Below are 23,597 nucleotides of genomic sequence, written 5' to 3' on the forward strand. Positions count from 1 at the left end.
TGCCCTGCCTTCCATCGGGACTCAAGCTGACGAGGGTGTCAACCACTGGAATCACTCCCGCATTCCCGCCCCCCGCCCGCAGTTCGCTCGAACGGGTGAACAGAGCGTGACAGCCCGCGCACGGGGCCCCGGGAACCCCCTCAGACCAGCCCCAGCACCCAGTCCCCGACCGCCGACGTGATCAGCTCCAGCACCTCGCCCTGACCGACCGGCGCCCGCTTCGGCACCTCGAAACCGTGACTGCCGTACTCCAGCGCCACCAGCGCGTGCGTACCGGGCAGCTCCGGGAACTCCGCAGGCCCACCGAACGGGTCGGCCGCACTCTGCACCACCAGCGTCGGCAGACCCGAGCCCAGCAGTTCCCCCGCCCGGCTCTTCTCCGGCCGGCCCGGCGGATGCAGCGGGAACGCCAGCGCCACCACCCCGACCGCCCCGGCCGCCGCGCCCGTCCGGCAGGCCACCCGGGCCCCGGCGCTGCGCCCGCCCACCACCAGCGGCAGACCGGCCCCGGCCAGCCGTTCGGCCACCGGCGCCCACCCCGCGTCCAGCGTCTTCGGCGCCGGCCCGAGCCGCTTCCCGGCCACCCGCCAGGGCTGCTCCACCAGCGCCACCGAGATCCCCCGCGCCGGCAGCGCCGCGGCCAGCGCCACCAGGTCCCGCGCCTCGATCCCGCCGCCGGCGCCGTGTCCCAGTGCCAGCACCGCCCGCGGTGCGGCCGACGGGTGCAGGGTGATCCGGGCGTCCCCGACGGGCGTCGGGACGAGTTCCCTCGTCACGGCCTCGCGGCTCACGGCCTCGCGGTCGGCGGTTTCCCGGGCGGCGACCGCCCGGTCGGCGGCTTCCTGGTCGGCGGCTTCCTGGTTCACGGCGGCTCCGGTACGAACGACGGGGAAGGACGGGGAGAGGACAGGGGAGGGCGACGGCCGGGAGGCAGGGCGCGGCGGAGCTCAGAAGAGCGTGGTCTCGTACTCGACCTCGGTGTACGGCTCGGTCAGACCGGGCTCGTCGTTGCGGATGCTGCCGACCGCCGGCGACACCGGAGTGGCCCGCAGTGCCCCCGGCGGCGGGGGTATCAGCAGCCGCCGCAGCTCCTCGGGGTCGTCCCGCCGCGGATCCAGCCACTCGTCGAACGATCCCGGATCGAGGAAGAGCGGCATCCGCTCGTGGATCGGCGCCAGCAGTTCCTCGGCCTCCGTGGTCACGACGGTGAACGTCACCAGCCAGCCCTCCGGGTGGTCCGACGGCACCGTCCGGTTCCGCCAGAACTCGTACAGCCCGGCCAGGGCGAGCGGCGAGCCGTCCGTCCGGGAGACGAAGAACGGCTTCTTCCTCGCCTTCCCGCGCTCACCCGGCACCGTCTGCCACTCGTAGTAGCCGTCCACCGGCAGGATGCACCGCCGGGACGCGAAGGCCTGCCGGTACGAGGGCTTCTCGTGCACCGTGTCCGAACGGGCGTTGATCATCTTCACCGCCGTCTCCGGCGACTTCGCCCACTGCGGCACCAGCCCCCAGCGCAGCACCCGCAGCTGCCGCACCGGAGCCCGTTCCCCCTTCGGCACCCGTTCCAGCACCACGAAGGCGCTCTGCGTGGGCGCGACGTTCCAGCTCGGAGCCAGCGTCTCGGCCGGATCCCACTGCCGGACGCCGAACAGCTCGACGATGTCCTCGGGCCTGGTGCTCGAAGCGAAGCGACCGCACATGCCGTCAGCTTGCCACGGCCGCGACCCCCGCCGGGTTTCTCACCCCCTCCTCACGCCCGCCGGAGAACCACCCGCCCCCGCCCGGCCGTCCCCCGCATGGCAGGCTGCCACCCCGGGACGGCCGAACCGAGGCGGAGGAGACCCCCATGGACGCCAGGACCATCGACGAACTGTGGACCGCCGTCACCGGCACCCAGCCCGCCCCGCCCGGCTGGCTCGCCCTCGCCACCGGCGCCGTCGCCCTGCTCGCCGTCCTCACCCGCCCGCTCTGGCGGATCACCCGCAACGCGGTGACCATCGCGCACGAGGGCGGCCACGGACTCGCCGCCCTCGTCACCCGCCGCAGGCTGGCCGGCATCCGGCTGCACTCCGACACCTCCGGCCTCACACTCTCCTACGGCCGCCCCACCGGCCCCGGCATGGTCCTCACCGCCGCCGCCGGCTACCTCACGCCCGCCCTGCTCGGACTCGGCTGCGCCGCCCTGCTCGCGGCCGACCGGATCACCCTGCTGCTCTGGCTCGCCATCGTCCTGCTGCTCGCCCTGCTGGTCCGCATCCGCAACGCCTTCGGCTTCCTGAGCGTCCTGCTCACCGGCGCCGCCTTCTTCCTGGTCTCCTGGTTCGGCACCCCCGAGGTCCAGGGCGGCTTCGCCTACCTCGGCAGCTGGTTCCTGCTGTTCGGCGCGGTCCGCCCGGTCCTCGAACTCCAGCACCAGCGCCGCCGCGGTCAGGCCGGGGACTCCGACGCCGACCAGCTCGCCCGCCTCACCGGCGTCCCCGGCCTCGCCTGGACGGCGCTCTTCCTGGTCACCGCACTCGCCGCCCTCGCCCTCGGCGCGAGCTGGCTGCTCCGCCCCCTCTGAGCAGGAGCCCCCGCCGACGCGGGCGAAAGGACAGTTCCGGTACGGCCCCTAAACTTGCCCCATGACCGAGACCCTGTGGCCCGCCCCCGTCGCGACCAGCCCCGTTGACGCCACCGTCACCATCCCCGGCTCCAAGTCGGTCACCAACCGGGCCCTGGTGCTGGCGGCCCTGGCCGACGAGCCCGGCTGGGTGCGCCGACCGCTGCGCAGCCGCGACTCCCAGCTGATGGCCGACGGCCTGCGCGCGCTCGGCGTCGGCATCGAGGAGCAGGTCAACAACGACTCCGGCGGCACCGGGGGCGGCGAGGCCTGGCGGGTCATCCCCGCCCCCGCGCTGCGCGGCCCCGCCTCCGTCGACGTCGGCAACGCCGGCACGGTCATGCGTTTCCTCCCCCCGCTCGCCGTCCTCGCCGACGGCCCGGTCCACTTCGACGGCGACCCGCGCAGCCACGAGCGCCCCCAGCACGGCGTGATCGACGCCCTGCGCGCGCTCGGCGCCCGGATCGAGGACGGCGGCCGCGGCGCCTTCCCGCTCACCGTGCACGGCACCGGGGCCCTGGAGGGCGGCCCGGTCGAGCTCGACGCCTCCTCGTCCTCGCAGTTCGTCTCCGCCCTGCTGCTCTCGGGCGCCCGCTACAACCAGGGCGTCGAGGTCCGGCACGTCGGCGGGCCCGTCCCCTCGCTGCCGCACATCCGGATGACCGTCGAGATGCTCCGGCTGGCCGGCGTCCAGGTCGACGCCCCCGGGGACGGCGGCGAGAAGGACGTCTGGCGGGTCACCCCCGGCGCCCTGATCGGCCGCGACATGGTCGTCGAGCCCGACCTCTCGAACGCCGCACCGTTCTTCGCCGCCGCCCTGGTCACCGGCGGCCGGGTCACCGTCCGCGACTGGCCCCGCCACACCACCCAGCCGGGCGACCAGCTGCGCGACCTCTACACCCGGATGGGCGGCAGCTGCGAGTTCACCGACGAGGGCCTCCAGTTCACCGGCACCGGCCGGATCCACGGCATCGAGGCCGACCTGCACGACGTCGGCGAGCTCACCCCGGTGATCGCCGCCGTCGCCGCCCTCGCCGACTCCGAGTCCCACCTCTACGGCATCGCGCACCTGCGGCTGCACGAGACCGACCGGCTGGCCGCGCTCGCCAAGGAGATCAACGACCTCGGCGGCGACGTCAGCGAGACCGAGGACGGCCTGCGGATCCGCCCGCGCAAGCTGGGCGGCGGCGTCTTCCACACCTACGAGGACCACCGCCTGGCCACCGCCGCCGCGGTGATCGGCCTCGCCGTACCCGGCGTCCAGGTGGAGAACGTGGCCACCACCGCCAAGACCCTGCCGGACTTCCCCGCGATGTGGGACGAGTTGCTCACCGGAGTGGTGGCGGGCGGCTGAGCGGGAGACTGGGGACATGCGCCGTTACGGCAAGGACGCCGACGAGGACGACATCCGCAACCGGCCCGGACGGAAGGGCTCCCGCCCTCGCACCCGGATCCGGCCCAAGCACGAGGACGCGGCCGAGGCGATGGTGCTCACCGTCGACCGCGGCCGGCTGACCTGCCTGATCGACCCGGGCACCAAGCAGGAACGTGAGATCGTCGCGATGAAGGCCCGCGAGCTGGGCCGCAAGGGCGTCGTCGTCGGCGACAACGTCTCCATCGTCGGCGACCTCTCCGGGGACGCCGACACCCTGGCCCGGATCGTCCGGGTCGAGGAGCGCAGCTCGGTCCTGCGGCGAACCGCGGACGACGACGACCCGTACGAGCGGATCGTCGTCGCCAACGCCGAGCAGCTCGCCATCGTCACCGCCCTGGCGGACCCGGAGCCCCGGCCCCGGCTGATCGACCGCTGCCTGGTCGCCGCCTACGACGCGGGGATGGAGCCGCTGCTCGTCCTCACCAAGGCCGACCTCGCCCCGGCCGAACCCATGCTGGACGCCTACGCACCGCTCGGCATCCGGTACGTGGTGACCCGCCGGGACGAGCTGGCCACCACCGGCGCCGAGGTCGTCCGGGAGCGCCTGCGCGGCCTGCGCACGGTGTTCATCGGCCACTCCGGCGTCGGCAAGACCACCCTGGTCAACGCCCTCGTCCCGGAGCACCAGCGGAGCACCGGGCAGGTCAACTCGGTCACCGGCCGGGGCCGGCACACCACGGTGTCGGCCCTCGCGCTGCGCCTGCCGCCGCCGCCCGGGGCCAAGCCGGGCTCGAAGAAGGCACTGGACACCGGCTGGGTGATCGACACCCCCGGCTTCCGGTCCTTCGGCCTCTCGCACATCGACCCGTCCCGGGTGATCCTGGCCTTCCCCGACCTGGAGCCCGGCACCGCCGAGTGCCCGCGCGCGTGCAGCCACGACGAGCCGGACTGCGCGCTGGACGCCTGGGTGGCCGAGGGGCACGCGGATCAGGCCCGGCTCTACTCGCTGCGCCGTCTGCTGGCCAGCAAGGAGGCCCGCGAGGACGACTGACCCGCCCGGGTGCGCGGGCGGAGTCCGGGGTTTTCGCGCGTTCGAGGTGTCGGAGCACCGCCGCCTGGTGATCATAGGAAAGTCGGGCCGGATCACGGCCCGTTTCCGGCGATCGACAGGGAGAGCACGCGATGGCATGGGCCCTGGTGATCCTGGCCGGTCTCCTGGAGACCGGCTTCGCGATCAACCTCAAGCTCAGTGAAGGCTTCACCAAGCTCTGGCCCACCATCAGCTTCTGCGTCTTCGCCCTCGGCAGCTTCGGTCTGCTCACGATCTCCCTGAAGACCCTCCCGGTCGGCCCCGCGTACGCGGTGTGGACCGGGATCGGCGCGGCCGGCACCGCGATCTACGGCATGGCCTTCCTGGACGAGACCACCTCGGTGCTCAAGCTGGTGTCGATCTCCCTGGTGATCGCCGGGGTGATCGGCCTCCAGCTGAGCGGTTCCGCGCACTGAGCCCCCGCCCGCCCGGGGCGGGTCCGGCCCGGGGCCCGGCCCTTCCCGGTCCGGTCCGCGAGCCCGACTGTCCCGATCGGGGAGGGCTCGCTAGGGTTTCGGACATGGCCGACTACCACGACGACCTCCGACTCGCCCACGTCCTCGCCGACTCGGCCGACTCGGTCACCCTGGAGCGCTTCCGCGCACTCGACCTCCGGGTCGAGACCAAGCCCGACCTCACCCCCGTGAGCGACGCCGACAAGGCCGCCGAGGAGCTCGTGCGCAGCATCCTCCAGCGGGCCCGCCCGCGCGACGCGGTGCTCGGCGAGGAGTTCGGCCTCCAGGGCACGGGACCGCGCCGCTGGGTGATCGACCCGATCGACGGCACCAAGAACTACATCCGCGGCGTGCCGGTCTGGGCGACCCTGATCGCGCTGCTGGAGGACGGCCCGGACGGCGTCGAACGGCCGGTCGTCGGCATCGTCTCGGCCCCCGCGCTGAACCGCCGCTGGTGGGCCGCCAAGGACCTCGGCGCGTTCGCCGGCCGCAGCCTGGCCAAGGCGAGCCGGATCCGGGTCTCCGGCGTCTCCCGGATCGAGGACGCCTCCTTCTCCTACTCCTCGCTCTCCGGCTGGGAGGAGCGCGGCCGCCTCGACCCGTTCCTCGACCTCACCCGGGCCTGCTGGCGCACCCGCGCCTACGGCGACTTCTGGTCGTACATGATGGTCGCCGAGGGCGCGGTCGACATCGCGGCCGAGCCGGAACTGTCCCTGTGGGACATGGCGGCCAACTGCATCATCGTCGAGGAGGCCGGCGGACGCTTCACCGGCCTGGACGGCGTCCCGGGCCCGGGCGGCGCCGACGCGGTCGCCTCCAACGGCCTGCTCCACGAGGAGGCGCTGGGCCGCCTCGGCGTGTGACCCCGGCAGTGCCCCGCGACATGGGTGCGGGCCCGCCACGACCGGTGCTCCGGTCGCGGCGGGCCCGCTGCTCATCGGGGGCGCGCCGGCGTCACCGCTGCTTGCGCAGCTCCCGCACGGCCGCCTCCAGGCGCTGACCGTAGTCGGCGTCGGCCTTGCGGAAGTTCTCGATCGCCCGCTCGACGATGTCGTCGCGGTCGGCCGAGACCTTGGCGATGAAGCCGGCCAGGTTGGCGACCAGCCGCTGCTTCTCGTCCTCGCCGATCAGCCGGTACAGGTTGCCCGCCTGCACGAAGTCGTTGTCCTCGGCGTGCGAGGGGGCCTCGGAGGTGCCGGTGGCACCGCTGACGGGGGTCGGCGCCCAGAGCGGCCGGCCGGTCTGCACCGGGCCGCCGAAGCTGTTGGGCTCGTAGTTCTTCTGGCGGCCGTGCCGGCCGTCGTACAGGTGGCCGTCACGGCTGTTGTTGCGCGCCTCGGCGGCGTGCGGGCGGTTGACCGGCAGGTGGTCGGCGTTGATGCCGACGCGGTAGCGGTGGGCGTCCGCGTACGCGAACAGGCGGCCCTGCAGCATCTTGTCGGGGGACGGACCGATGCCGGGCACGAAGTGCGACGGGGAGAAGATCGACTGCTCGACCTCGGCGAAGACGTTGTCGGGGTTGCGGTTGAGCTCCAGCTTGCCGAACTCGACCAGCGGGTAGTCGGCGTGCGGCCAGACCTTCGTCAGGTCGAAGGGGTTGAAGCGGTAGTTCGCCGCGTCGGCGGCCGGCATGATCTGGACGCTGACCGTCCAGGTGGGGAACTCGCTGCGCTCGATGGCCTCGCGCAGGTCCCGCTGGTGGCTGTCCGGGTCCTCGCCCGCGAGCTTCGCCGCCTCCTCCGACGTCAGGTTCCTGATCCCCTGGTCGGTCTTGAAGTGGTACTTGACCCAGAAGTACTCGCCGGCCTCGTTCTGCCACTGGTAGGTGTGCGAGCCGAAGCCGTCCAGGTGCCGGTAGGAGGCCGGGATGCCGCGGTCGCCGAACAGCCAGGTCACCTGGTGGGTGGCCTCGGGCGACAGGCCCCAGAAGTCCCAGACGTTGTCCGCCTCCTGCGAGCCCGTGTACGGGTCGCGCTTCTGGGTGTGGATGAAGTCCGGGAACTTGGTGGCGTCCTTGATGAAGAACACCGGGGTGTTGTTGCCGACGAGGTCGTAGTTGCCCTCCTCGGTGTAGAACTTCAGCGCGAAGCCGCGCGGGTCGCGCACCGCGTCGGCGGAGCCGAGGTTGCCCGCCACGGTGGAGAACCGCAGGAAGGTCTCGGTCTGCTTGCCGACCTCGGAGAGGAACGCCGCCCGCGTGTAGCCGGTCACGTCGGCGGTCACGGTGAACGTGCCGTACGCGGCCGCGCCGCGGGCGTGCACCACGCGCTCCGGGATCCGCTCGCGGTTGAAGTGCGCGAGCTTCTCGAACAGCTGCTGGTCCTGGATCAGCGCCGGACCGCCGACACCGGCGGTCTCGGTGTTCTGGTTGTCGGCGACGGGGGCACCCGCCTCCGTGGTGAGGGTGGGGCGCAGCTCGTCCTGGGTAGTCATAAGAGGGTGCCTCCGCGTGATCCGGTCGTTACGACTCGATCCTAACTTGGACTTTGTCCAAGTCAACACTGGAACCAGACTGGGAGTGCACTTACCCTGTACCCATGAGTGACCTGCTGGAACGGCTTCGCGGACGTGGATGGCGGCTGACCTCGCAGCGCCGGGTCGTGGCCGAGGTCCTCGACGGAGAACACGTCCACCTCACCGCCGACGAGGTGCACGCGCGCGCGGCGCAACGGCTGCCCGAGATCAGCCGCGCCACCGTCTACAACACCCTCGGCGAACTCGTCTGCCTCGGCGAGGTGCTGGAGGTCGCGACCGACGGCCGCGCCAAGCGGTACGACCCCAACGCCCACCACGCCCACCAGCACCTGGTCTGCTCCGGCTGCGGCGCCATCCGCGACGTCCACCCGCTGGGCGACCCGCTGGCCGCGCTGCCCGCCTCCGAGCGGTTCGGCTTCACCGTCTCCGGCGCCGAGATCACCTACCGCGGCCTCTGTCCGGACTGTACGACCGGCCCCTGAGCAGCCCACGCGAACCGCCCCCGGCGCCACCACCCCCGGCACAGGGCGTCCGGGCGGACCGCGCAGGCGGGCACCTCGACCCGGTGAACGACGAGGACGGCGCCCGACCCGCGGCGAGCGGCGCCGGGTGCCCCCGGCCGGGCCAGGCGCTACGCGCTCAGCTCGGCATGGAGGGCGCCCAGCAGGCGGCCGGCCCGCTCGGCCACCTCGGCCGGACCGTAGTCCGCCGCCCGCCGGCACCAGTTCTCCGCCTGCACCGGCTCCCCCCGGCGCAGCGCCAGCAGCGCGAGCCGCAGCGCCGCCCGCCCGTGCCCGGCGTCCGCGGCCCGGGTGTACCAGAGCATCGCCTCGGCCTCGCTGTCCTGCCGGGCCAGCAGCAGCCCCAGGTTGAACGCGGCGCTGCGGCTGCCCGCCGCCGCGGCCCGCCGGTACCAGCTCTCGGCGATCTCCAGCGCCCCGCGCTCGGCCGCCCGCACGCCCATCCGCACCTGGGCCCGCCGGTGCCCGGCGTCCGCCGCCACCGCGTACCAGTGCTCGGCCTCCTGGTCCGCGTCCCCGCGCCGGTCCAGCACCGAGGCCAGCCGGAACGCACCCTCCGCCGACCCGCCCGCCGCCGCCTGGCGGTAACGCTCCAGCGCGCCCGCCAGATTGCCGCGCTGCTCCTGCACCACCGCCAGCTGAAGCGCCGCCTCGCCGTGCCCCTCGGCCGCGGCGCGCGCGTACCACTCCTGCGCCTGCCGCTGCTCGCCGCGCCCGGCGTGCAGGACGCCCAGGTTGAAGGCGCCGTCCACGCTGCCCGCCTCCGCGGCCTTGGAGAACCACGGTTCGGCGCCCGACTCGTCACCGCGCTGCAGCAGCACCACGGCCAGCGCGTTGCACGCCTCCCGGTGCCCGGCGTACGCGGCCCGCCGGTACCACTGCTCGGCCTGCTGGTCCCGCCCGGCGCCCGCGCAGAGCAGCCCCAGGTTGAACGCGCCGTTCTGGTCCCCGGCCTCCAGCGCGCTGCGGTACCAGCGCTCCGCCTCGGCGGCCTCGCCGCGCGAGGCGTGCAGCGCGCCCAGCGCGTTCGCCGCGTTGCCGTCCCCGGCCTCGGCCGCCTCCTGCCACCACTCGGCGGCCGCACCGAGATCCCCGGAGTCGCGCAGCAGGAAGCCCAGCGCGCACGCGGCCCGGGGCTCGCCGTTCTGCGCCGACTGCCGGTACCAGCGGGCGGCCTCCTCCAGCAGCGCCTGGTCCCCGCCGGCCCGGTCCTCCAGCAGGACGCCGAGGCGCAGCGCCGCTCGGGCGTGGCTGCGGGCGGCCGCGATCCGGTACCAGGCCTCCGCGGTCTCCTTGTCCCCGGCCGCCTCCCGCATCCGGGCCAGCCGGTAGGCGGCCTCCCGGTGTCCGGCGTCGGCGGACACCTTGAACCAGCGTTCGGCGCGGACGTCGCGCCGGTGCTCCATCAGGTCGCCGAGCGCGTACGCGCCCAGCGGGTGACCGTGGTCGGCGGCGAAGTGCAGCCAGTACTCGGCCGCCTCCTCCTCGCCCTGGTCCCGCAGTTGCAGGCCGAGCGCGTGCGCGGCCGGCGCGCTGCCGGCCACCGCGGCCTGCCGCCACCACTGGGCCGCCTCGGCCCGGTGGCCCTGCTGGTGCAGCAGCACGCCGAGGTTGTTGGCCGCGGAGCGGAGTCCGGCAGCGGCGGCCCCGCGCAGGTACGGCTCCGCGTCCTCCAGGTCGCCGCGGCGCAGCAGCAGCGTGCCGAGCCGGCCGGCGGCGTCCGCGTCGCCGTCGTCGGCGGCCTGACGGTGCCGGGCTTCCAGTGCGGCCTGCTCGCGGGCGGCCAGCGCGGTCTCGAAGCTCGCGGAGTCGAAGCCGGCGTGCTCGCCGGCGTCCGCCCCCGGGCCGCTCTGTTCGGTGAGCGCGCCGTACGGGCCGATCTCGGCGGTGAACCGGCTGGTGGGGACGTGCACCAGGCTGTCCGGGCCGTAGCCGGGCGCCGGGCGGCGCTCCGTCAGGCCGCTGGTGCGCTGGGCGGGCAGGGCGCCCGGGTTCCGCTCGGGGCTCTCCGCCCAGGCCTCGGTGTCCGCCTCGGTGGTCGCCGGTTTCGCTCCTGTCCCGTTCTTTCCGATCAGCCTCATGCCGACTCCCGCTCCCCCAGAGTGTCGCGGCATCCTTCCCCGGCCATCGGCCGGGGGGACCGTCCCCCGGTCTTGGACCGGAGGCACCCCCAGGGGGCGCGTCGGACCGGACGGCCGGTCAGCAGCCGTGCAACGTCCCCCATGTGTCCCATCGTCGCATCACCCGCAACCCGCGTACACCTGCCCCGGCCGATTTCGGCGGGGCGGACCCGAAGCCGACGAGATTGCTTCGGCGCTTTGTCGATTTCCCGACACTGGCGTCCGCAAACCCCGCTGCCGTCGTCCTTGGCGACGCTCGATGGTACCGGAGCAACCCCCGCGGGCCGGCCGAAAAAACGCCAGAGGCCCGGAGGACGAATCCTCCGGGCCTCTGTGCTACTGAGTAGCGGGGACAGGATTTGAACCTGCGACCTCTGGGTTATGAGCCCAGCGAGCTACCGAGCTGCTCCACCCCGCGTCGGTAGCCAAACCATAACACGGTCGCGGGGTGGGACAGAAATCGGTCGCCGCAGCTCAGCGGCTCAGGGGCCGGTGCTCGGCGTTGGCGCCGGGGTGGCCCCCGGTGAGCCCGACGGGGCGGGCGTCCCCGACGGAGCCCCCGACGGAGCCCCGGGCGAGGGCCCCGCCGACGCGGCCGCGGGCGCGAGACCGGCCTTCTGCAAGGCCGCGGCCAGCGCCTTGGCCGCCTCGCTCTGCGCCTTCTGAGCCTGCCCGACGGCCACCCAGTCACCGGACTTGGCGGCGTTGTCAAGCTCGCCCTGCGCCTTCAGCACGTCCGCCATCGCCTTCTGCAGCTCGGGCGTGACCGTGCTCCCCGGCGCCGGCGTCGTCGGATTCGTCGGCGTCGTCGGGTTGGTGGGCGTCGTCGGGTTCGTCGGCGTGGTGGGTGCGGTCGGCGTGGTCGCCGGCGCCGCGCCCGCGAACACCTTCCGCAGCGCCTCCTCCAGCGTGTTCTCGAACGCCACGTTGTCGTTGCCGTAGACCGCCAGCACCTTCTGCAGCGTCGGGTACTTGGCGCCGCGCCCGCGGACGTACACCGGCTCGACGTTCAGCAGGCCGCCGCCGACGGGCAGCGTCAGCAGGTTGCCGTACTCCAGCTCCGAGTCACCGCCGCTCTTCAGCAGGGTGATCTGCTGCGCCACCTCCTGCCGCGAGTTGAACTGCGACTGCACCAGGTTGGGGCCGAGCGTCTTGGAGTCCCCCGGCACCTTGAGGATCCGGAGCTTGCCGTAGTCCGGGCCCGGGTCGGCGCTGACGGCCATGAACGCCGCCAGGTTGTCCCGGCCGCGCGGCACGAAGGTGGTCGTCAGCGAGAAGCTCGCCGACGTGACCGCCGGGTCCGGCATCCGCACCGTCAGGTAGTACGGCGGCTGGAACTGCTTGGTGTCGCTGGTCGGGTCCACCGGGACCTGCCAGATGTCGCTGCCGTTGAAGAACGAGTTGGCGTCCGTCACGTGGTACTGGCCCAGCAGGTCGCGCTGCACCTTGAACATGTCCTGCGGGTAGCGCAGGTGCGGCATCAGCGTGCCCGGGATCTCCGCCTTGGCCTTCACGGTGTCCGGGAACGCCTTCATCCAGGTCTTCAGCACCGGGTCGTTCTCGTCCCACTGGTACAGCGTCACCTCGCCGGTGTACGCGTCCACGGTGGCCTTGACCGAGTTGCGGATGTAGTTGACCTGGTTGGCGACGGTCAGCAGCTCACCGCGCTGGTTGGTCAGCGAGTCCTTGGTGGCCGTGCCCAGCGTCGTCTTCGACGAGAAGGGGTAGCCGTCCGAGGTGGTGTAGCCGTCCAGCACCCAGACCACCCGGCCGTTCTCCACCACCGGGTACGGGTCGGCGTCGATCGACAGCCACGGCGCGACCTTCTCCACCCGCTCCTTGGGCGTCCGGTCGTAGATCACCTTGGCGCCGTCGGTGATCGCCCCCGCGTAGAGGATCTGCGGCTCGGCGAACTTCACCGCGTACGCGGCCCGGGTCAGCGGGTTGTTCAGCGAGACGCCGCTGCCGCCGGTGTACTTGTACTGCTTGTTCTCACCGGAGTCGGTGGTGTAGTCGATCTCCTGGTTGGAGCCGCCCACGATCGAGTACGTGGAGGTCTTCTCGCCGTAGTAGATCCGCTGCTGGTAGTCGCCCAGCGAACCCGTCGCCGGCAGGCCGGACTCGGTGAAGACCGGCTGGCCCTTGTCGTTGACCTGGTTGCCCTTGGCCACCACCGCGCCGTAGCCGTGGGTGTACTTGAAGTGGTCGTTGATCCAGTTCCGCTGCACACCGTTGAGGTCCAGCTCGCGCAGGCCGATCACGGTGTCCTGGGCGCCCGCGTCCTTGCCGTACCGGTCCACGTCCAGGGTCTGCGGGAACGCGTAGTACGACCGCTGCTGCTCGATCGACTGGAAGGTCGGCGAGACGACGTTCGGGTCGATCAGCCGGATGTCCGAGATGGTCTGCGCGTCCGGCTTCAGCGCCTCGGCGTCGGTCGTGCCCTTCGGGGTGTACGGGATCGTCTGGCTGTCCGAGATCCCGTACGCCTGGCGCGTCGCGTCGATGTTCTTCTGGATGTAGGGCGTCTCCTTGGCCTGCTCGTTCGGCTTGACCTGGAACTGCTGCACGATCGCCGGGTACACCCCGCCGATCAGCACCGCCGACAGCACCATCAGGCCCAGCCCGATCAGGGCCGGGGCCCAGGTGCGCCGCACCGGGGTCAGGAAGAACAGCACCGCGCAGATGATCGCGACGAAGAACAGGATCGTCTTCGCCGGCAGGAACGCGTTGGCGTCCACGTACCGCAGGCCGGTCCAGCCGGAGACCTCCCGGTAGGCGCCGGTCTTCACGGCCAGCGCGTACCGGTCCAGCCAGTACGCCACCGCCTTCAGCAGCACGAAGATGCCCAGCAGCACCGCCAGGTGCCCCTGCGCACCGACGCTCGCCCGCCGGCCCGGTCCCTGCAGCCGCAGCCCGCCGTACAGGTAGTGCACCAGCACCGAGGTCAGCAGCGAGACGATCACCGCGCTGAACGCGAAGCCCAGCACGAACTCGTAGAACGGCAGATCGAAGGCGTAGAACGAGACGTCCCGCCCGAACTGCGGGTCCTTGACCCCGAACGAGGTCCCGTTGGTCCACAGCAGCCACGTCCGCCACTGGCCCGAGGCCGCGGCACCCGCCACCAGCCCGATCACCAGCGAGATCCCGATCAGCGCCCAGCGCTTGAACGGCGCCAGGCCCGAGCGGTAGCGGTCCAGGCTCTGCTGCTCGACCGACATCGCCGACAGCGGCGGCCTCAGCCGGTGCGCCAGCCACACGTTGAAGCCGACGATCACCGCCATCAGCAGGCCGAAGACCGCGAACAGCCCGATCTTGGTCCAGAGCTGGGTGGTGAACACCGAGGAGTACTGGACCGACTTGAACCAGAGCCAGTCCGTCCAGAATCCGGCGAACATGACGAACAGCAGGAAGAGGACCGCGAGCACTCCCAAGGTCAGCAGGAGCACTCGCGCCCGCCGGGAGGGCGGGCCTACTCTGCGCCGGAAACCCGGCCCTGAGCGTTCCGGCATCTGGAATACCACGGTGGCACCTCAGTTGTGTCGTCTGGAGTCGGTCGGTCTTCAGTGCAACTTAACCAGGCTTTAGCCGAGTTCCCACCGTTAGCAGACGGTTACGAGCGCAGCCGGCCCCCGCTCCCCCGCCGGCGGGGACCTCACGGCGCTCCCGGACAGCTCCCGGACGGCCTCCGTCCGGCCCCCCGACGGGCTCCCCACGGCACCGCCCGGCACCGCGCCCGGCGCGGGACCCGGCACCGCCGGGCCCGCCGGACCCGCCCGGCGTGTGAGGATTGAGGCATGTCCGATGGATCCAATCTCCCCGACGACGTCTCCACGCTCCCGGCCGCGACCCCGCTGACCCGGGCCGCCCTGGAGATCGACGAGTACGCCGCCACCCTCGGCTGGGACCTCCCGGCCCGGCTGTTCGCCCTGGTGGACAGCGCCGCCCTGCGCAAGGCCGACCCGCGCATCGCCAAGCAGCTCGGCCTCGCCGACACCGAGGAGGCCGGCCTCACCCCGGTCGAGCAGGACGAGCTGCCGGCCGGCATGGAGCTGGACAAGTTCCTCGGCACCATCGCCTGGCCCGACGCGGTCGCCGGCTGCGCGCTGGTGGTCGAGCGGCTGATGCTGCCGCCCGGCTCCGAGCAGACCCGCCCGCGCAACGCCAGCGACGCCCAGCTCGCCGACTGGGTGGCCAACCACCCCAAGCGCGAAGAGGTGCGGATCACCGCCGCCGTGCTGCGCGGCGGGAAGAAGGAGGTCGCGCTGCGGCTGCGGTCCAAGGACGTCGCGCGCGAGGTGCTGACCGGCCCCGACCTGGTGCCGGGCCTGACCGAGGCCCTGCTGGCGACCTTCTCGTAGCGGAACGGCCACCGGTCACCCGGCCGATCGGTCACCCGGCCGTCCGGCCGGTTGACCGGTCTTCCGCATGCCGGTCCGACGATCTCGCGATCTTCAGGTCTTCCGGTCTCGCGATCGCCCGCCCGGCCGGCCGGCCGGCCGCCGGTGGGTCGGCTACGCGGCGCAGGACGGCAGTGCGGAGGTCTGCCCGGAGCGGATCTGCTCCAGCGACTTCAGCGCGCCGTCCAGCGTCTCGGCCTTGACCAGGGTCAGCCCGTCCGGGGTGTTCTTCCCCGCCTCGGCGCAGTTGGCGGCCGGCGTGAGGAAGTACTCGGCGCCGGCGTCCCGTGCGGCGATCAGCTTCATCGATATGCCGCCGATCGGCCCGACCGCCCCGTTGTCGTCGATGGTGCCGGTGCCGGCCACGAACCGGCCGTCGGTGAGGTCGCCGGGCGTCAGCTTGTCGATGATGCCGAGCGAGAACATCAGGCCGGCACTGGGCCCGCCGACGTCCTGCAGCCCGATGTCGATCCGGAACGGGTAGGTGTGCTTCAGGCCCGGACGGATGCCGACCATCGCGGAGCCGCTGTCGGGCGACTTCACGGTCGGGACGGTGATGTCGGTGCGCACCCCCGGCTCGGCCGAGCCCTCCTTGACCCGCGGCACGACGGTGAAGACCACCTGCTCGCCGGGCTGGCGCTTGGTGACCGCCTTGGCCACGCCCTCCGGATCGGCCACCGCGGTGCCGTCGACGGCGACGATCTGGTCGCCGGCGTGCAGCCGGCCCTCGGCCGGGGCTCCGGCGGTGACGGCCTGGACGATCAGCTCGCTGCCCATCGGGATGCCGAGCTGCTTGAGCGCCGCGGTCCGGGCGTGGTCCTCGGAGAGCGCGAACTCCTCGGCGTTCTGCTGCTTGGCCTCGGCGTCGGTCTGCCCCTTGGGGTAGACGTTGTCGTGCGGCACCACCAGCACGTCGTCCCGCAGCCAGCCGATCACCGCGTTGACCAGGCTGGGCTCGTACTTGGCCCCGGTCACCTGCACGGTGGTCATGTTGAGGTGGCCGCTCGCCGGGAACGACTCGTGGCCGGTGATGGTGATCACCGGCGTGCCCGTCTTCTCCTGCACCCCGAGCGTGTTGTACGTCGGACCCGGGCTCATCTCGGTGTACGGCACCTTCATCAGCACCGAGACACAGAGCAGCGCTATGAGCAGCAGGGTGGCGGCGAGCATCGTCGCAGAGCGGCGTGGCATGACTCGACAGTACGGGACGCGGCCGACGGTACGCCCGGCGGGCTACCGGCCCGGGCGCTCGCCCGGACCGGAGCCGGTCGTGGTGCGTTCCATCGCGGCCATGAACCGCTTGTGTTCGGCCAGTGAGGCCGGGTCCCCCGTCGCCCTGGGGGCCCTCTGGGCCCACCCCGCCCACACGGCGGCGAGCAGTGCGGCGACAACCGGAATGATCAACCAGGCGAGCGCAGCCATCTCAGTACTCCCAGCTCGTCGTGTCTATGAGCAGATTAACCACTCCGGCGGACAACGTTGACGGCGCCTTCCGGGTTACGGCACGGCCGATCGGCTCACTGCCAGGGAGTATTCGGCGCACAGGCCCACACCCGTTCGAGTGAGGGCCCGGCGCGCCTGCGCGTCGGCGGGGCTGCGGGGGGCGGGGCTGCGGGGGCTGGTCAGCAGCTCCCGGCGCCGACCCACTCCTCCTCGCCGTCGGCGAAGACCTGGTGCTTCCAGATCGGCACCTCGTGCTTGAGGTCGTCGATCAGCCGACGGGCCGCGGCGAACGCCTCGCCGCGGTGGGCGCAGGAGACGGCGACGATCACCGCCTTGTCGGTGATCTCCAGCCGGCCGATCCGGTGGACCGCGGCGAGCGCCCGGACCGGGAAGTCCGCGACGATCTTCTCGGCGATCCGGCGCATCTCCTGCTCGGCCGTGGGGTGGCAGCTGTACTCCAGTGCGGAGACCGACTTGCCGCCGTCGTGGTCGCGGACCGTCCCGACGAAGACGGTCGTCCCGCCGGCCGCGTCGTCGCCCACCGCGTCGTACACCTCGTCGAGGGAGAGCGGGGTGTCGCGGATCGCGAGCAGGCGGATCGGGTCGTGGTTCTCGGACATGACCCCATGATCCCCCATCCCGGGTGGTCCGGGGCAAGAGCTTTCCGCATCACGACGAAGGAATTTCGCATCGTGAGAAACGGCCCGGAGTGAGCCACCCTCCGGACCGGCCCGGACCAGTCCCCGGGCTACCCGGACCGGGGCCGGACCCGGAGCCGGGCGGCCGGCCGCGGCCCGGGGGCGACCGCGGTCGGCGCGTCGCCGATCAGAAACGGCGCCGCTTCCGCGCCCGCCGCACCAGCGCCGCCGTACCCACCAGCGCCACCGTCGCCCCGGCCGCGCCCAGGCTGGTCGCGGCCTCCTTGCCGCCCAGCCGGCGCCCGGCCACCGCGTGCTTCCCCGCCACCTGCGCCAGCAGCTCCGCCAGCACCTCCTCGTTGGTGTACGTCGGCCGCCAGCCCGCCTCGTGCAACCGGCTGCCCGACACCACCCACGGGTACATCGTGTACGCCAGGTCACCGGCCGGCGCCGGGGTCAGCCCCAGCCGGTGCAGCCGCGCCGCCGTCCCCAGCGCGAGCGAGGCCGGGAGCTCCATCCGCCGGATCCCCGACAGCCGCTCCACGTCCTCCTGCTCCAGCCAGCCGTCACAGCCGACCGTCACCTCGCCCTCGACCAGGCCCAGCGCCGCGTACTCCAGCGCCGCCGCCAGGTCGTCCACGTGGCAGAACTGCCAGCACGGCCGCGAACCCGCCACCACCAGCAGCCGCGGCGCCTCGAAGTGCCGGGTCAGCACCGTGTCGACCCCGGGGCCCACCACCACCGCCGGGCGCAGCACCGTCACCTGCAGCCCCGGGTGCGCCCGCGGCGCGCGCCGGGCCAGCCGCTCGATCTCCAGCAGGTCCCCGACCAGCGAGGCCTCCTCGGTCGCCCGCAGCTCCGAGTCCTCGGCCAGCGGGACCTCGTTGTCGGCCAGCGCGCCGTAGACCATCGCGGAGGTGCAGAGCACCACCCGGTGCACCCCGGCCGCCGCGGCGGCCGTCAGCACCGTCTGCGCGCCCCGCACGTTGTAGGCGCTGCGCGCCCGCGGGTCCGACTCCATGCCCAGGTCCATCGCCAGGTGGACCACCACGTCCACGCCGGCCAGCCGCTCGGCGACGGCGGGGTCCCGCACGTCCAGGACCCGCCACTGGACGCCCGGCACCTCACCGCGCCGGTCGTCCACCGCGAGCACTTTCTTCACACCCGGCGAGGCGACCAGCCGGGCTGCGACGCGCTCGCCGAGCACGCCGGCAGCACCCGTGACCGCCACGGTCAGGGGTCTTCCGTCATAGGCTGGAGGAGGCGACGCCGTGATGTCCGGGGCGTCCTCTCCTCCGGTCAGCCCAGAGCGAACGTCCGAAGGCGGGGAACTCACCGGCCATCCTCCACGGTTAGCTTATGTGCGTACGTACGTGTGTCACGTACGTCCATCCTGCCCGAGGCGGAGGCCCGGCGGTGCACCCGGCGCGGACCAGCCGCGTGGGAGCCGCCCACCGGCCGGGAGTCCCCCACTCCACCGACCGCCCCGGGCCTGCAGATTTCACCGCCACCACCCGCATGACGGCCGACCGGATCGAGGACCCCGTGAGCGACCTTCCCTTCGGATTCGGCGTTCCGCCCGAGGAGCCCGAAGACGGCAAGGCCAAGCCCGGAGACGAGCAGAAGAAGGACCAGGGCGGCGACGAGCAGAGCGGCCCGCAGCCCTTCGGCTTCGGTGCCGGCAACCCGTTCGGCGCGCTCTTCGGCATGGGCGGCCTGCCCGGCGGGCCGGGCACCCCCGGTGCCCCCGGCGCCGGCGACAACCCCTTCGCCGCCATGTTCGGCGGCCTCAACCCCAACGACCTCGGCGCCGCGTTCCAGCAGCTCGGTCAGATGCTCTCGTTCGAGGGCGGCCCGGTCAACTGGGAGCTGGCCAAGGACATCGCCCGGCAGACGGTCGTCGCCGAGCCCGCCGAGGGCAAGAGCAAGGACCGGTCGGTGAGCGCCACCGAGCGCTCCGCCGTCGCCGAGGCCGTCCGCCTCGCCGACCTCTGGCTCGACGGCTCCACCGAGTTCCCGTCCGGCGCCGGTACCGCCGTCGCCTGGAGCCGCGCCGAGTGGATCGAGGCCACCCTTCCGGTCTGGAAGGACCTCGTCGACCCGGTCGCCGAGCGCGTCGGCAACGCCATGGGCGGCGTCCTGCCCGAGGAGATGCAGGCCATGGCCGGCCCGCTGATGGGCATGATGCGCTCCATGGGCGGCGCCATGTTCGGCACCCAGATCGGCCAGGCGCTCGGCGCGCTCGCCGCGGAGGTCGTCGGCTCCACCGACGTCGGCCTGCCGCTCGCCCCCGCCGGCAAGGCCGCGCTGCTGCCGCAGAACGTCGCAGAGTTCGGCGAGGGCCTGAACGTCCCCGTCGAGGAGGTCCGGCTCTACCTCGCCCTGCGCGAGGCCGCCCACCAGCGGCTCTTCGCCCACGTGCCGTGGCTGCGCGCCCACCTGCTCGGCGCCGTCGAGGCCTACGCCCGCGGCATCAAGGTCGACACCACCCGCATGGAGGAGCTGGTCGGCCAGCTCGACCCGAGCAACCCCGAGGCCCTCCAGGAGGCGCTCGCCGGCGGCCTGCTCCAGCCCGAGGACACCCCCGAGCAGAAGGCCGCGCTCGCCCGCCTGGAGACCGCGCTCGCACTCGTCGAGGGCTGGGTCGACGCCGTCGTGCACGCCGCCGCCGAGCCCCACCTTCCGCAGGCCGGCGCCCTGCGCGAGACCGTCCGCCGCCGCCGCGCGGCCGGCGGGCCCGCCGAGCAGACCTTCGCCACCCTCGTCGGCCTCGAACTGCGGCCGCGCCGCCTGCGCGACGCCGCCCGGCTCTGGGCGCTGCTCGCCGACGCCCGCGGCGTCGAGGGCCGCGACGACCTCTGGCAGCACCCGGACATGCTGCCCACCGCCGCCGACCTCGACGACCCGGACGCCTTCGTGCACCGGGACACCGCGGGCAGCCTCGAAGGCGGTCTCGACTTCGACGCGATCGACAAGCTCCTCGGGGAGGCCGCCGCGGGCGGCGGCACCGGGACGTCCGGCCCGGCGGCCGAGCCGGGATCCGGCCCGAAGCCCGACCTGACGAAGAACGACGACGAGGACGGAAAGGGCGAGCCCGGCGCATGACGGTCACCGAGACGGTCCCCGGCGGCACGGGCAGCACCGGCGGCACGGAAGCCGGCGCCGCCGGGGCGGGCCCCCTGCACGCGGACGCCGTCCGCGCCCTGGACGGCTGGCGCCCCGCCGACCCGGACCAGGAGCGGCTGCGCCGCGACTACCTGCAGCACCTCGCCGAACAGCCCGAGGGCCTGTTCCGCTCCTGCCTGCCCGCCCACATCACCGCCAGCGCGGCGGTCGTCGACCCGGCCGCCGGACGGGTGCTGCTCACCCTGCACCCCAAGGTCGGCCTGTGGCTGCAGATGGGCGGCCACTGCGAGCCCGGCGACCGCGACCTCGCCGCCGCCGCGCTGCGCGAGGCCACCGAGGAGTCCGGCATCCCCGGCCTCACGCTCCTGACGCGGGACGGCGCGCCCGTCCCGGTCAAGCTCGACCGGCACCAGGTGCGCTGCACCGGCAAGGACCGGCCGGAGAACACCCACCTCGACGTCCAGTACGTCGCGGTGGCGCCTCCCGGCTCCCTGGCCCTGATCAGCGAGGAGTCGCTCGACCTCCGCTGGTTCGACTTCGACGCACTGCCCGACCTCACGGACGGGTCGGTGCGCGACCTCGTCGCCCGCGCCCGGCAGCTGACCGGTTGACCGGTTGAGGCGTTCGGGGGCGTCCGGACCAGGAAAGGGGCGTGGGCCACAACGGCCCACGCCCTTCTTCCGTGCCTGACTCCGCACCTGTGTCCGCCGCGGCTCCCGCGAGCCGCGGGGCCACCGCCTCAGCCGCAGGAACCGGCCGGTTCCGAGTCCGGCGGACCCGCGTGCCGCGCCCCCGGAATGTGCGGCAGCCGGGCCGCCGACACCACGCCCTCCAGGTAGCCGCGGGCCCGCTCCGTCCTCGGATAGGCCTCCAGCAGCGCCCAGAAGGCCGGCCCGTGGTCCGGCACCAGCAGATGCGCCAGCTCGTGCAGCAGCACGTAGTCGACGACGTACTCCGGCATGCCCTGGAGACGGTGCGAGAGCCGGATCGTCCGCTCACTGGGGGTACACGAACCCCACCGCGAGTTCTGGTTCGTCACCCAGCGCACCTGGGCCGGCTCGGCCCGGTCGTCCAGGTAGGCGGCGGAGAGCTCACGGGCCCGCGCCACCAGCGCGTCGTCACCGAGCACCCGGCGGCTCTCCTGGGCGGCGAGCTTCTCCAGCATCTGCGCGACCCAGCGCTGTTCCTCGGCGTGCGACATCCGGGCCGGGATCAGCACGATGGTGCGGTCGCCCTCCCGGTACGCGGAGACCGTCCGGCTGCGCCGGGCGCTGCGCCGCACCTCCACCCGGGAACGGTCGAACGGCTCCGACCGCGCGGCCCCTGGTTGCTGCTCCGGACGCCCGCGCGTACTCGGCGCCGCCACTTGCGACCCGGACGCTGCACGGGCACGCCGAGGCGACGCCTGGGGATGGGAGTCCCGTTCGGCTGCCATGGCACACGACGTTACCCGGTACCCCTGACAGAAGTCCGCTGCCGTGGCCGAAATGTTTCGTGGAGCGATCGGGAACGAAAGGCCGACAGAAGGTGTCCGGAATCCGACCTCGCACCGGACGTCAAGTTATCCACAGGGTATGCGGACGAATGATCCGATCATGCACCCGGGCCTGTGGACAACGCAGCGCACCCCGGCACCCCGATCGGGCATGCTGCCGTCGACCGTCCGGAACCGATCGGAAGGAAGACCGCCGTGCGCCTCGCCCTCAAGCCCGCCCTCTCCCGCAGCTGGCGGGACTCGGACACCCTGCAGTTCGGCACCGTCTCCCGGCACGCCGGCGTCCTCGCCCGCGCCGACCAGGCCCTCTGTGACTTCCTCGGACTGGTCGACGGGACGCGCGACCGCCCCGCCCTGCTCGCCGAGGGCGAGCGGACCGGCTTCGGGCGCGAGCCCGCCGACACCGTGCTCGACCTGCTGGAGGAGGCCGGGGTGCTCGACGACGCCGAGGCCGCCGACCGGGCGCTCGCCCGCTTCCCCCAGCCGCACCGCGAGTTGCTCGGCCCCGACCTCGCCTCGCTCTCCCTGATCCACTCCACCCCCGGCGCCGCTCCCGCCGTGCTGGCCCACCGGGCCGACCATGCGGTGGAGGTCCGCGGCGCCGGGCGCATCGGCGCGGCCCTGGCGGCCGTGCTCGCGGCCGGCGGCACCGGAGCGGTCACCGTGGTGGACTCCGGCCGGGTCACCCCCGCCGACACCTCCCCCGCCGGCCTGCCACCGGGAGAGGTCGGGCGGCTACGGGCCACCGCCGCCCGCGAGGCCGTCGACCGGGCCTGCGCCAGGCACCCGGCCCGGCGCAGCCGACGGCCGAGACCCGGGCTTCCCGACCTGGTGGTGCTGACACCCCGGGACGGCAGTGGGGCGTTCGCCGGCGGAACGCCCCAGGCCCGCGAGCTGCTCCGCGCCGGGGTACCGCACCTGTACGTCGGGGTCGTGGAGGAGTTCGGCGTCGTCGGCCCGCTGGTGGTGCCGGGGGTGTCGGCCTGCGGCCACTGTCTGGTGCTGGCCCGGGAGGACGAGGACGCGGCCTGGCCGCGCATCCTCGCCCAGCTCGCCGACGACGGCCCGGGGCGGGCCCGGACACCGGCCTGCGACACCGCACTCGCGACCGCCGTCGCCGGACTCGCGGCGCTGCACGTCCAGATCTTCCTGGACGGCGGCCGGCCACCGAGCATCGACGGCTGGTGCGAGGTGTCCGCCGTCGACGGAATGCCGCGTCGTCTGCGGCTCAAGGGCCACGCGGACTGCGGGTGCCTCTGGCAGCCGACGCCGCCGCACTGAGTCCGCCGCCGAGGGAGGAAGGAGAAGGAGGAGAGGGAGGGAACGGCGAGTCGGCCCGGCCGGGCCGAGGACCGACCGGTGGGTGAGACGGCCGTCCCCACCGCCACCGGTCCGAACCCCCGGCCGCCGGGTGCCGACGCCGTTCCGTCGGGCGCCCCGCCGTGGGTGCCGGGTTCCGGGTGCCGACCGAGTACCGGGCGCCGAGTGATGACCCGATGCCGGGTACCCGGTCCGGGCACCCGGCGATGGGTGATGGGTGATGGGCGTGGGACGGAAGGCGTGGGACGGAAGGGTCGTCAGGAGACACGAGAGGCGGGTGGGTGGGAGGGGGTGGGGGGTGGGCCCCGAAGCGCGGAAAGGGCCTCCCGAACCCCCCCGGCCCCCCCCCCCCCCACCGCCAAACATTAGTACGGCCACCCCCCCCACACCCCCATAATTGGCCCAAAAAACCAAAAAACAAAACCCCCGGCCACGACACCGCAACCACCCACCCGTAAAAAAAAACCCCCCCCAACAACCAACACACCCCCCACCCCCCCCCCAACACCCGGCCCCCCACCCAAAAACCGACCCCCCCCC

20 protein-coding genes and 1 tRNA gene are annotated in these 23,597 nt (G+C 73.3%); 10 read left to right on the forward strand and 11 right to left on the reverse strand.

Annotated elements, in window-relative coordinates; translation table 11 throughout:
• Window positions 1–140 precede the first annotated feature (140 nt).
• A complete protein-coding gene (locus PUR56_RS37800) occupies window positions 141–776 on the reverse strand; it encodes an alpha/beta hydrolase family protein (RefSeq protein ID WP_329952297.1) in 636 nt (211 codons plus the stop codon).
• A gap of 171 nt (window positions 777–947) precedes the next feature.
• Window positions 948–1,700 carry an SOS response-associated peptidase gene (locus tag PUR56_RS37805; protein ID WP_329952283.1) on the reverse strand — a complete coding sequence of 251 codons (753 nt, stop codon included), beginning with the start codon at window positions 1,698–1,700 and terminating at the stop codon, window positions 948–950.
• A 146-nt stretch (window positions 1,701–1,846) separates the two neighbouring features.
• On the opposite strand from PUR56_RS37805, the gene PUR56_RS37810 reads away from it, so the two are divergent.
• From PUR56_RS37810 to hisN, 5 genes are all read left to right on the forward strand, one after another.
• Entirely contained in the window at window positions 1,847–2,563 is a 717-nt protein-coding gene (locus tag PUR56_RS37810; protein ID WP_329952284.1) for a M50 family metallopeptidase, read from the forward strand.
• A 61-nt stretch (window positions 2,564–2,624) separates the two neighbouring features.
• A complete protein-coding gene (aroA, locus tag PUR56_RS37815; RefSeq protein WP_329883128.1) occupies window positions 2,625–3,956 on the forward strand; it encodes a 3-phosphoshikimate 1-carboxyvinyltransferase in 1,332 nt (443 codons plus the stop codon).
• A 16-nt stretch (window positions 3,957–3,972) separates the two neighbouring features.
• Window positions 3,973–5,028, forward strand: a complete 1,056-nt coding sequence (gene rsgA / locus PUR56_RS37820) for a ribosome small subunit-dependent GTPase A (protein WP_329883129.1) — start codon at window positions 3,973–3,975, stop codon at window positions 5,026–5,028.
• 131 nt (window positions 5,029–5,159) lie between these two features.
• Complete coding sequence (locus tag PUR56_RS37825; RefSeq protein WP_329952285.1) at window positions 5,160–5,483, forward strand: DMT family transporter; 324 nt, start codon at window positions 5,160–5,162, stop codon at window positions 5,481–5,483.
• A gap of 104 nt (window positions 5,484–5,587) precedes the next feature.
• The gene (hisN, locus tag PUR56_RS37830) at window positions 5,588–6,385 is read left to right on the forward strand and encodes a histidinol-phosphatase (RefSeq protein WP_329952286.1); all 798 of its coding nucleotides are present in this window, start codon (window positions 5,588–5,590) and stop codon (window positions 6,383–6,385) included.
• A gap of 91 nt (window positions 6,386–6,476) precedes the next feature.
• Here hisN and PUR56_RS37835 read toward each other — a convergent pair whose 3' ends face one another.
• Window positions 6,477–7,955 (reverse strand): catalase, encoded by a 1,479-nt coding sequence (locus PUR56_RS37835; protein WP_329883132.1) that lies wholly within the window; start codon window positions 7,953–7,955, stop codon window positions 6,477–6,479.
• Between the two features lie 104 nt (window positions 7,956–8,059).
• Between PUR56_RS37835 and PUR56_RS37840 the strand changes: the two genes are divergently transcribed.
• Window positions 8,060–8,479, forward strand: a complete 420-nt coding sequence (locus PUR56_RS37840) for a Fur family transcriptional regulator (protein WP_329883133.1) — start codon at window positions 8,060–8,062, stop codon at window positions 8,477–8,479.
• 149 nt (window positions 8,480–8,628) lie between these two features.
• Here PUR56_RS37840 and PUR56_RS37845 read toward each other — a convergent pair whose 3' ends face one another.
• The 3 genes from PUR56_RS37845 to PUR56_RS37855 form a co-directional block, all read right to left on the reverse strand.
• Entirely contained in the window at window positions 8,629–10,599 is a 1,971-nt protein-coding gene (locus PUR56_RS37845; protein WP_329952287.1) for a tetratricopeptide repeat protein, read from the reverse strand.
• 383 nt (window positions 10,600–10,982) lie between these two features.
• Window positions 10,983–11,056: transfer RNA gene (locus PUR56_RS37850), tRNA-Met, on the reverse strand.
• Window positions 11,057–11,120: 64 nt separating this feature from the next.
• On the reverse strand, window positions 11,121–14,147 hold the full coding sequence (locus PUR56_RS37855; protein WP_329952288.1) for a UPF0182 family membrane protein: 3,027 nt from the start codon (window positions 14,145–14,147) through the stop codon (window positions 11,121–11,123).
• Window positions 14,148–14,432: 285 nt separating this feature from the next.
• On the opposite strand from PUR56_RS37855, the gene PUR56_RS37860 reads away from it, so the two are divergent.
• Window positions 14,433–14,996, forward strand: a complete 564-nt coding sequence (locus tag PUR56_RS37860; protein ID WP_329883136.1) for a PPA1309 family protein — start codon at window positions 14,433–14,435, stop codon at window positions 14,994–14,996.
• Between the two features lie 153 nt (window positions 14,997–15,149).
• Here PUR56_RS37860 and PUR56_RS37865 read toward each other — a convergent pair whose 3' ends face one another.
• The 4 genes from PUR56_RS37865 to PUR56_RS37880 all read right to left on the reverse strand — a co-directional run bounded on the left by PUR56_RS37865 (window position 15,150) and on the right by PUR56_RS37880 (window position 18,452).
• Complete coding sequence (locus tag PUR56_RS37865; RefSeq protein ID WP_329952289.1) at window positions 15,150–16,226, reverse strand: YlbL family protein; 1,077 nt, start codon at window positions 16,224–16,226, stop codon at window positions 15,150–15,152.
• Between the two features lie 42 nt (window positions 16,227–16,268).
• Entirely contained in the window at window positions 16,269–16,457 is a 189-nt protein-coding gene (locus PUR56_RS37870) for a hypothetical protein (RefSeq protein WP_329883138.1), read from the reverse strand.
• A 200-nt stretch (window positions 16,458–16,657) separates the two neighbouring features.
• Window positions 16,658–17,098, reverse strand: a complete 441-nt coding sequence (locus PUR56_RS37875; protein WP_329883139.1) for a molybdenum cofactor biosynthesis protein MoaE — start codon at window positions 17,096–17,098, stop codon at window positions 16,658–16,660.
• 205 nt (window positions 17,099–17,303) lie between these two features.
• The gene (locus tag PUR56_RS37880) at window positions 17,304–18,452 is read right to left on the reverse strand and encodes an NAD-dependent epimerase/dehydratase family protein (RefSeq protein ID WP_380355850.1); all 1,149 of its coding nucleotides are present in this window, start codon (window positions 18,450–18,452) and stop codon (window positions 17,304–17,306) included.
• Between the two features lie 209 nt (window positions 18,453–18,661).
• Here PUR56_RS37880 and PUR56_RS37885 point away from each other — a divergent pair, with 209 nt between their 5' ends.
• Together PUR56_RS37885 and PUR56_RS37890 are read left to right on the forward strand one after the other, a co-directional pair.
• On the forward strand, window positions 18,662–20,221 hold the full coding sequence (locus PUR56_RS37885; protein ID WP_329952290.1) for a zinc-dependent metalloprotease: 1,560 nt from the start codon (window positions 18,662–18,664) through the stop codon (window positions 20,219–20,221).
• The gene (locus tag PUR56_RS37890) at window positions 20,218–20,853 is read left to right on the forward strand and encodes an NUDIX hydrolase (RefSeq protein ID WP_329952291.1); all 636 of its coding nucleotides are present in this window, start codon (window positions 20,218–20,220) and stop codon (window positions 20,851–20,853) included. Before PUR56_RS37885 ends, PUR56_RS37890 begins: the two co-directional genes overlap by 4 nt.
• A gap of 128 nt (window positions 20,854–20,981) precedes the next feature.
• On the opposite strand, the gene PUR56_RS37895 is transcribed toward PUR56_RS37890, so the two are convergent.
• On the reverse strand, window positions 20,982–21,677 hold the full coding sequence (locus PUR56_RS37895) for a M48 metallopeptidase family protein (RefSeq protein ID WP_329883142.1): 696 nt from the start codon (window positions 21,675–21,677) through the stop codon (window positions 20,982–20,984).
• Window positions 21,678–21,932: 255 nt separating this feature from the next.
• Here PUR56_RS37895 and PUR56_RS37900 point away from each other — a divergent pair, with 255 nt between their 5' ends.
• Window positions 21,933–23,018 (forward strand): ThiF family adenylyltransferase, encoded by a 1,086-nt coding sequence (locus PUR56_RS37900; protein ID WP_329952292.1) that lies wholly within the window; start codon window positions 21,933–21,935, stop codon window positions 23,016–23,018.
• The last annotated feature ends 579 nt before the right edge of the window (window positions 23,019–23,597 follow it).

The sequence above is a fragment of the Streptomyces sp. BE303 genome, assembly GCF_036290945.1.
Taxonomy (GTDB): Bacteria; Actinomycetota; Actinomycetes; order Streptomycetales; family Streptomycetaceae; genus Kitasatospora.

Excerpts from the sequence above, each read along its gene's own strand:
- PUR56_RS37805 (WP_329952283.1), bottom strand. The coding sequence starts at position 1,700 with ATGTGCGGTCGCTTCGCTTCGAGCACCAGGCCCGAGGACATCGTCGAG.
- PUR56_RS37810 (WP_329952284.1), top strand. The coding sequence starts at position 1,847 with ATGGACGCCAGGACCATCGACGAACTGTGGACCGCCGTCACCGGCACC.
- aroA (WP_329883128.1), top strand. The coding sequence starts at position 2,625 with ATGACCGAGACCCTGTGGCCCGCCCCCGTCGCGACCAGCCCCGTTGAC.
- rsgA (WP_329883129.1), top strand. The coding sequence starts at position 3,973 with ATGCGCCGTTACGGCAAGGACGCCGACGAGGACGACATCCGCAACCGG.
- PUR56_RS37825 (WP_329952285.1), top strand. The coding sequence starts at position 5,160 with ATGGCATGGGCCCTGGTGATCCTGGCCGGTCTCCTGGAGACCGGCTTC.
- hisN (WP_329952286.1), top strand. The coding sequence starts at position 5,588 with ATGGCCGACTACCACGACGACCTCCGACTCGCCCACGTCCTCGCCGAC.
- PUR56_RS37835 (WP_329883132.1), bottom strand. The coding sequence starts at position 7,955 with ATGACTACCCAGGACGAGCTGCGCCCCACCCTCACCACGGAGGCGGGT.
- PUR56_RS37840 (WP_329883133.1), top strand. The coding sequence starts at position 8,060 with ATGAGTGACCTGCTGGAACGGCTTCGCGGACGTGGATGGCGGCTGACC.
- PUR56_RS37845 (WP_329952287.1), bottom strand. The coding sequence starts at position 10,599 with ATGAGGCTGATCGGAAAGAACGGGACAGGAGCGAAACCGGCGACCACC.
- PUR56_RS37855 (WP_329952288.1), bottom strand. The coding sequence starts at position 14,147 with ATGCCGGAACGCTCAGGGCCGGGTTTCCGGCGCAGAGTAGGCCCGCCC.
- PUR56_RS37860 (WP_329883136.1), top strand. The coding sequence starts at position 14,433 with ATGTCCGATGGATCCAATCTCCCCGACGACGTCTCCACGCTCCCGGCC.
- PUR56_RS37865 (WP_329952289.1), bottom strand. The coding sequence starts at position 16,226 with ATGCCACGCCGCTCTGCGACGATGCTCGCCGCCACCCTGCTGCTCATA.
- PUR56_RS37870 (WP_329883138.1), bottom strand. The coding sequence starts at position 16,457 with ATGGCTGCGCTCGCCTGGTTGATCATTCCGGTTGTCGCCGCACTGCTC.
- PUR56_RS37875 (WP_329883139.1), bottom strand. The coding sequence starts at position 17,098 with ATGTCCGAGAACCACGACCCGATCCGCCTGCTCGCGATCCGCGACACC.
- PUR56_RS37890 (WP_329952291.1), top strand. The coding sequence starts at position 20,218 with ATGACGGTCACCGAGACGGTCCCCGGCGGCACGGGCAGCACCGGCGGC.
- PUR56_RS37895 (WP_329883142.1), bottom strand. The coding sequence starts at position 21,677 with ATGGCAGCCGAACGGGACTCCCATCCCCAGGCGTCGCCTCGGCGTGCC.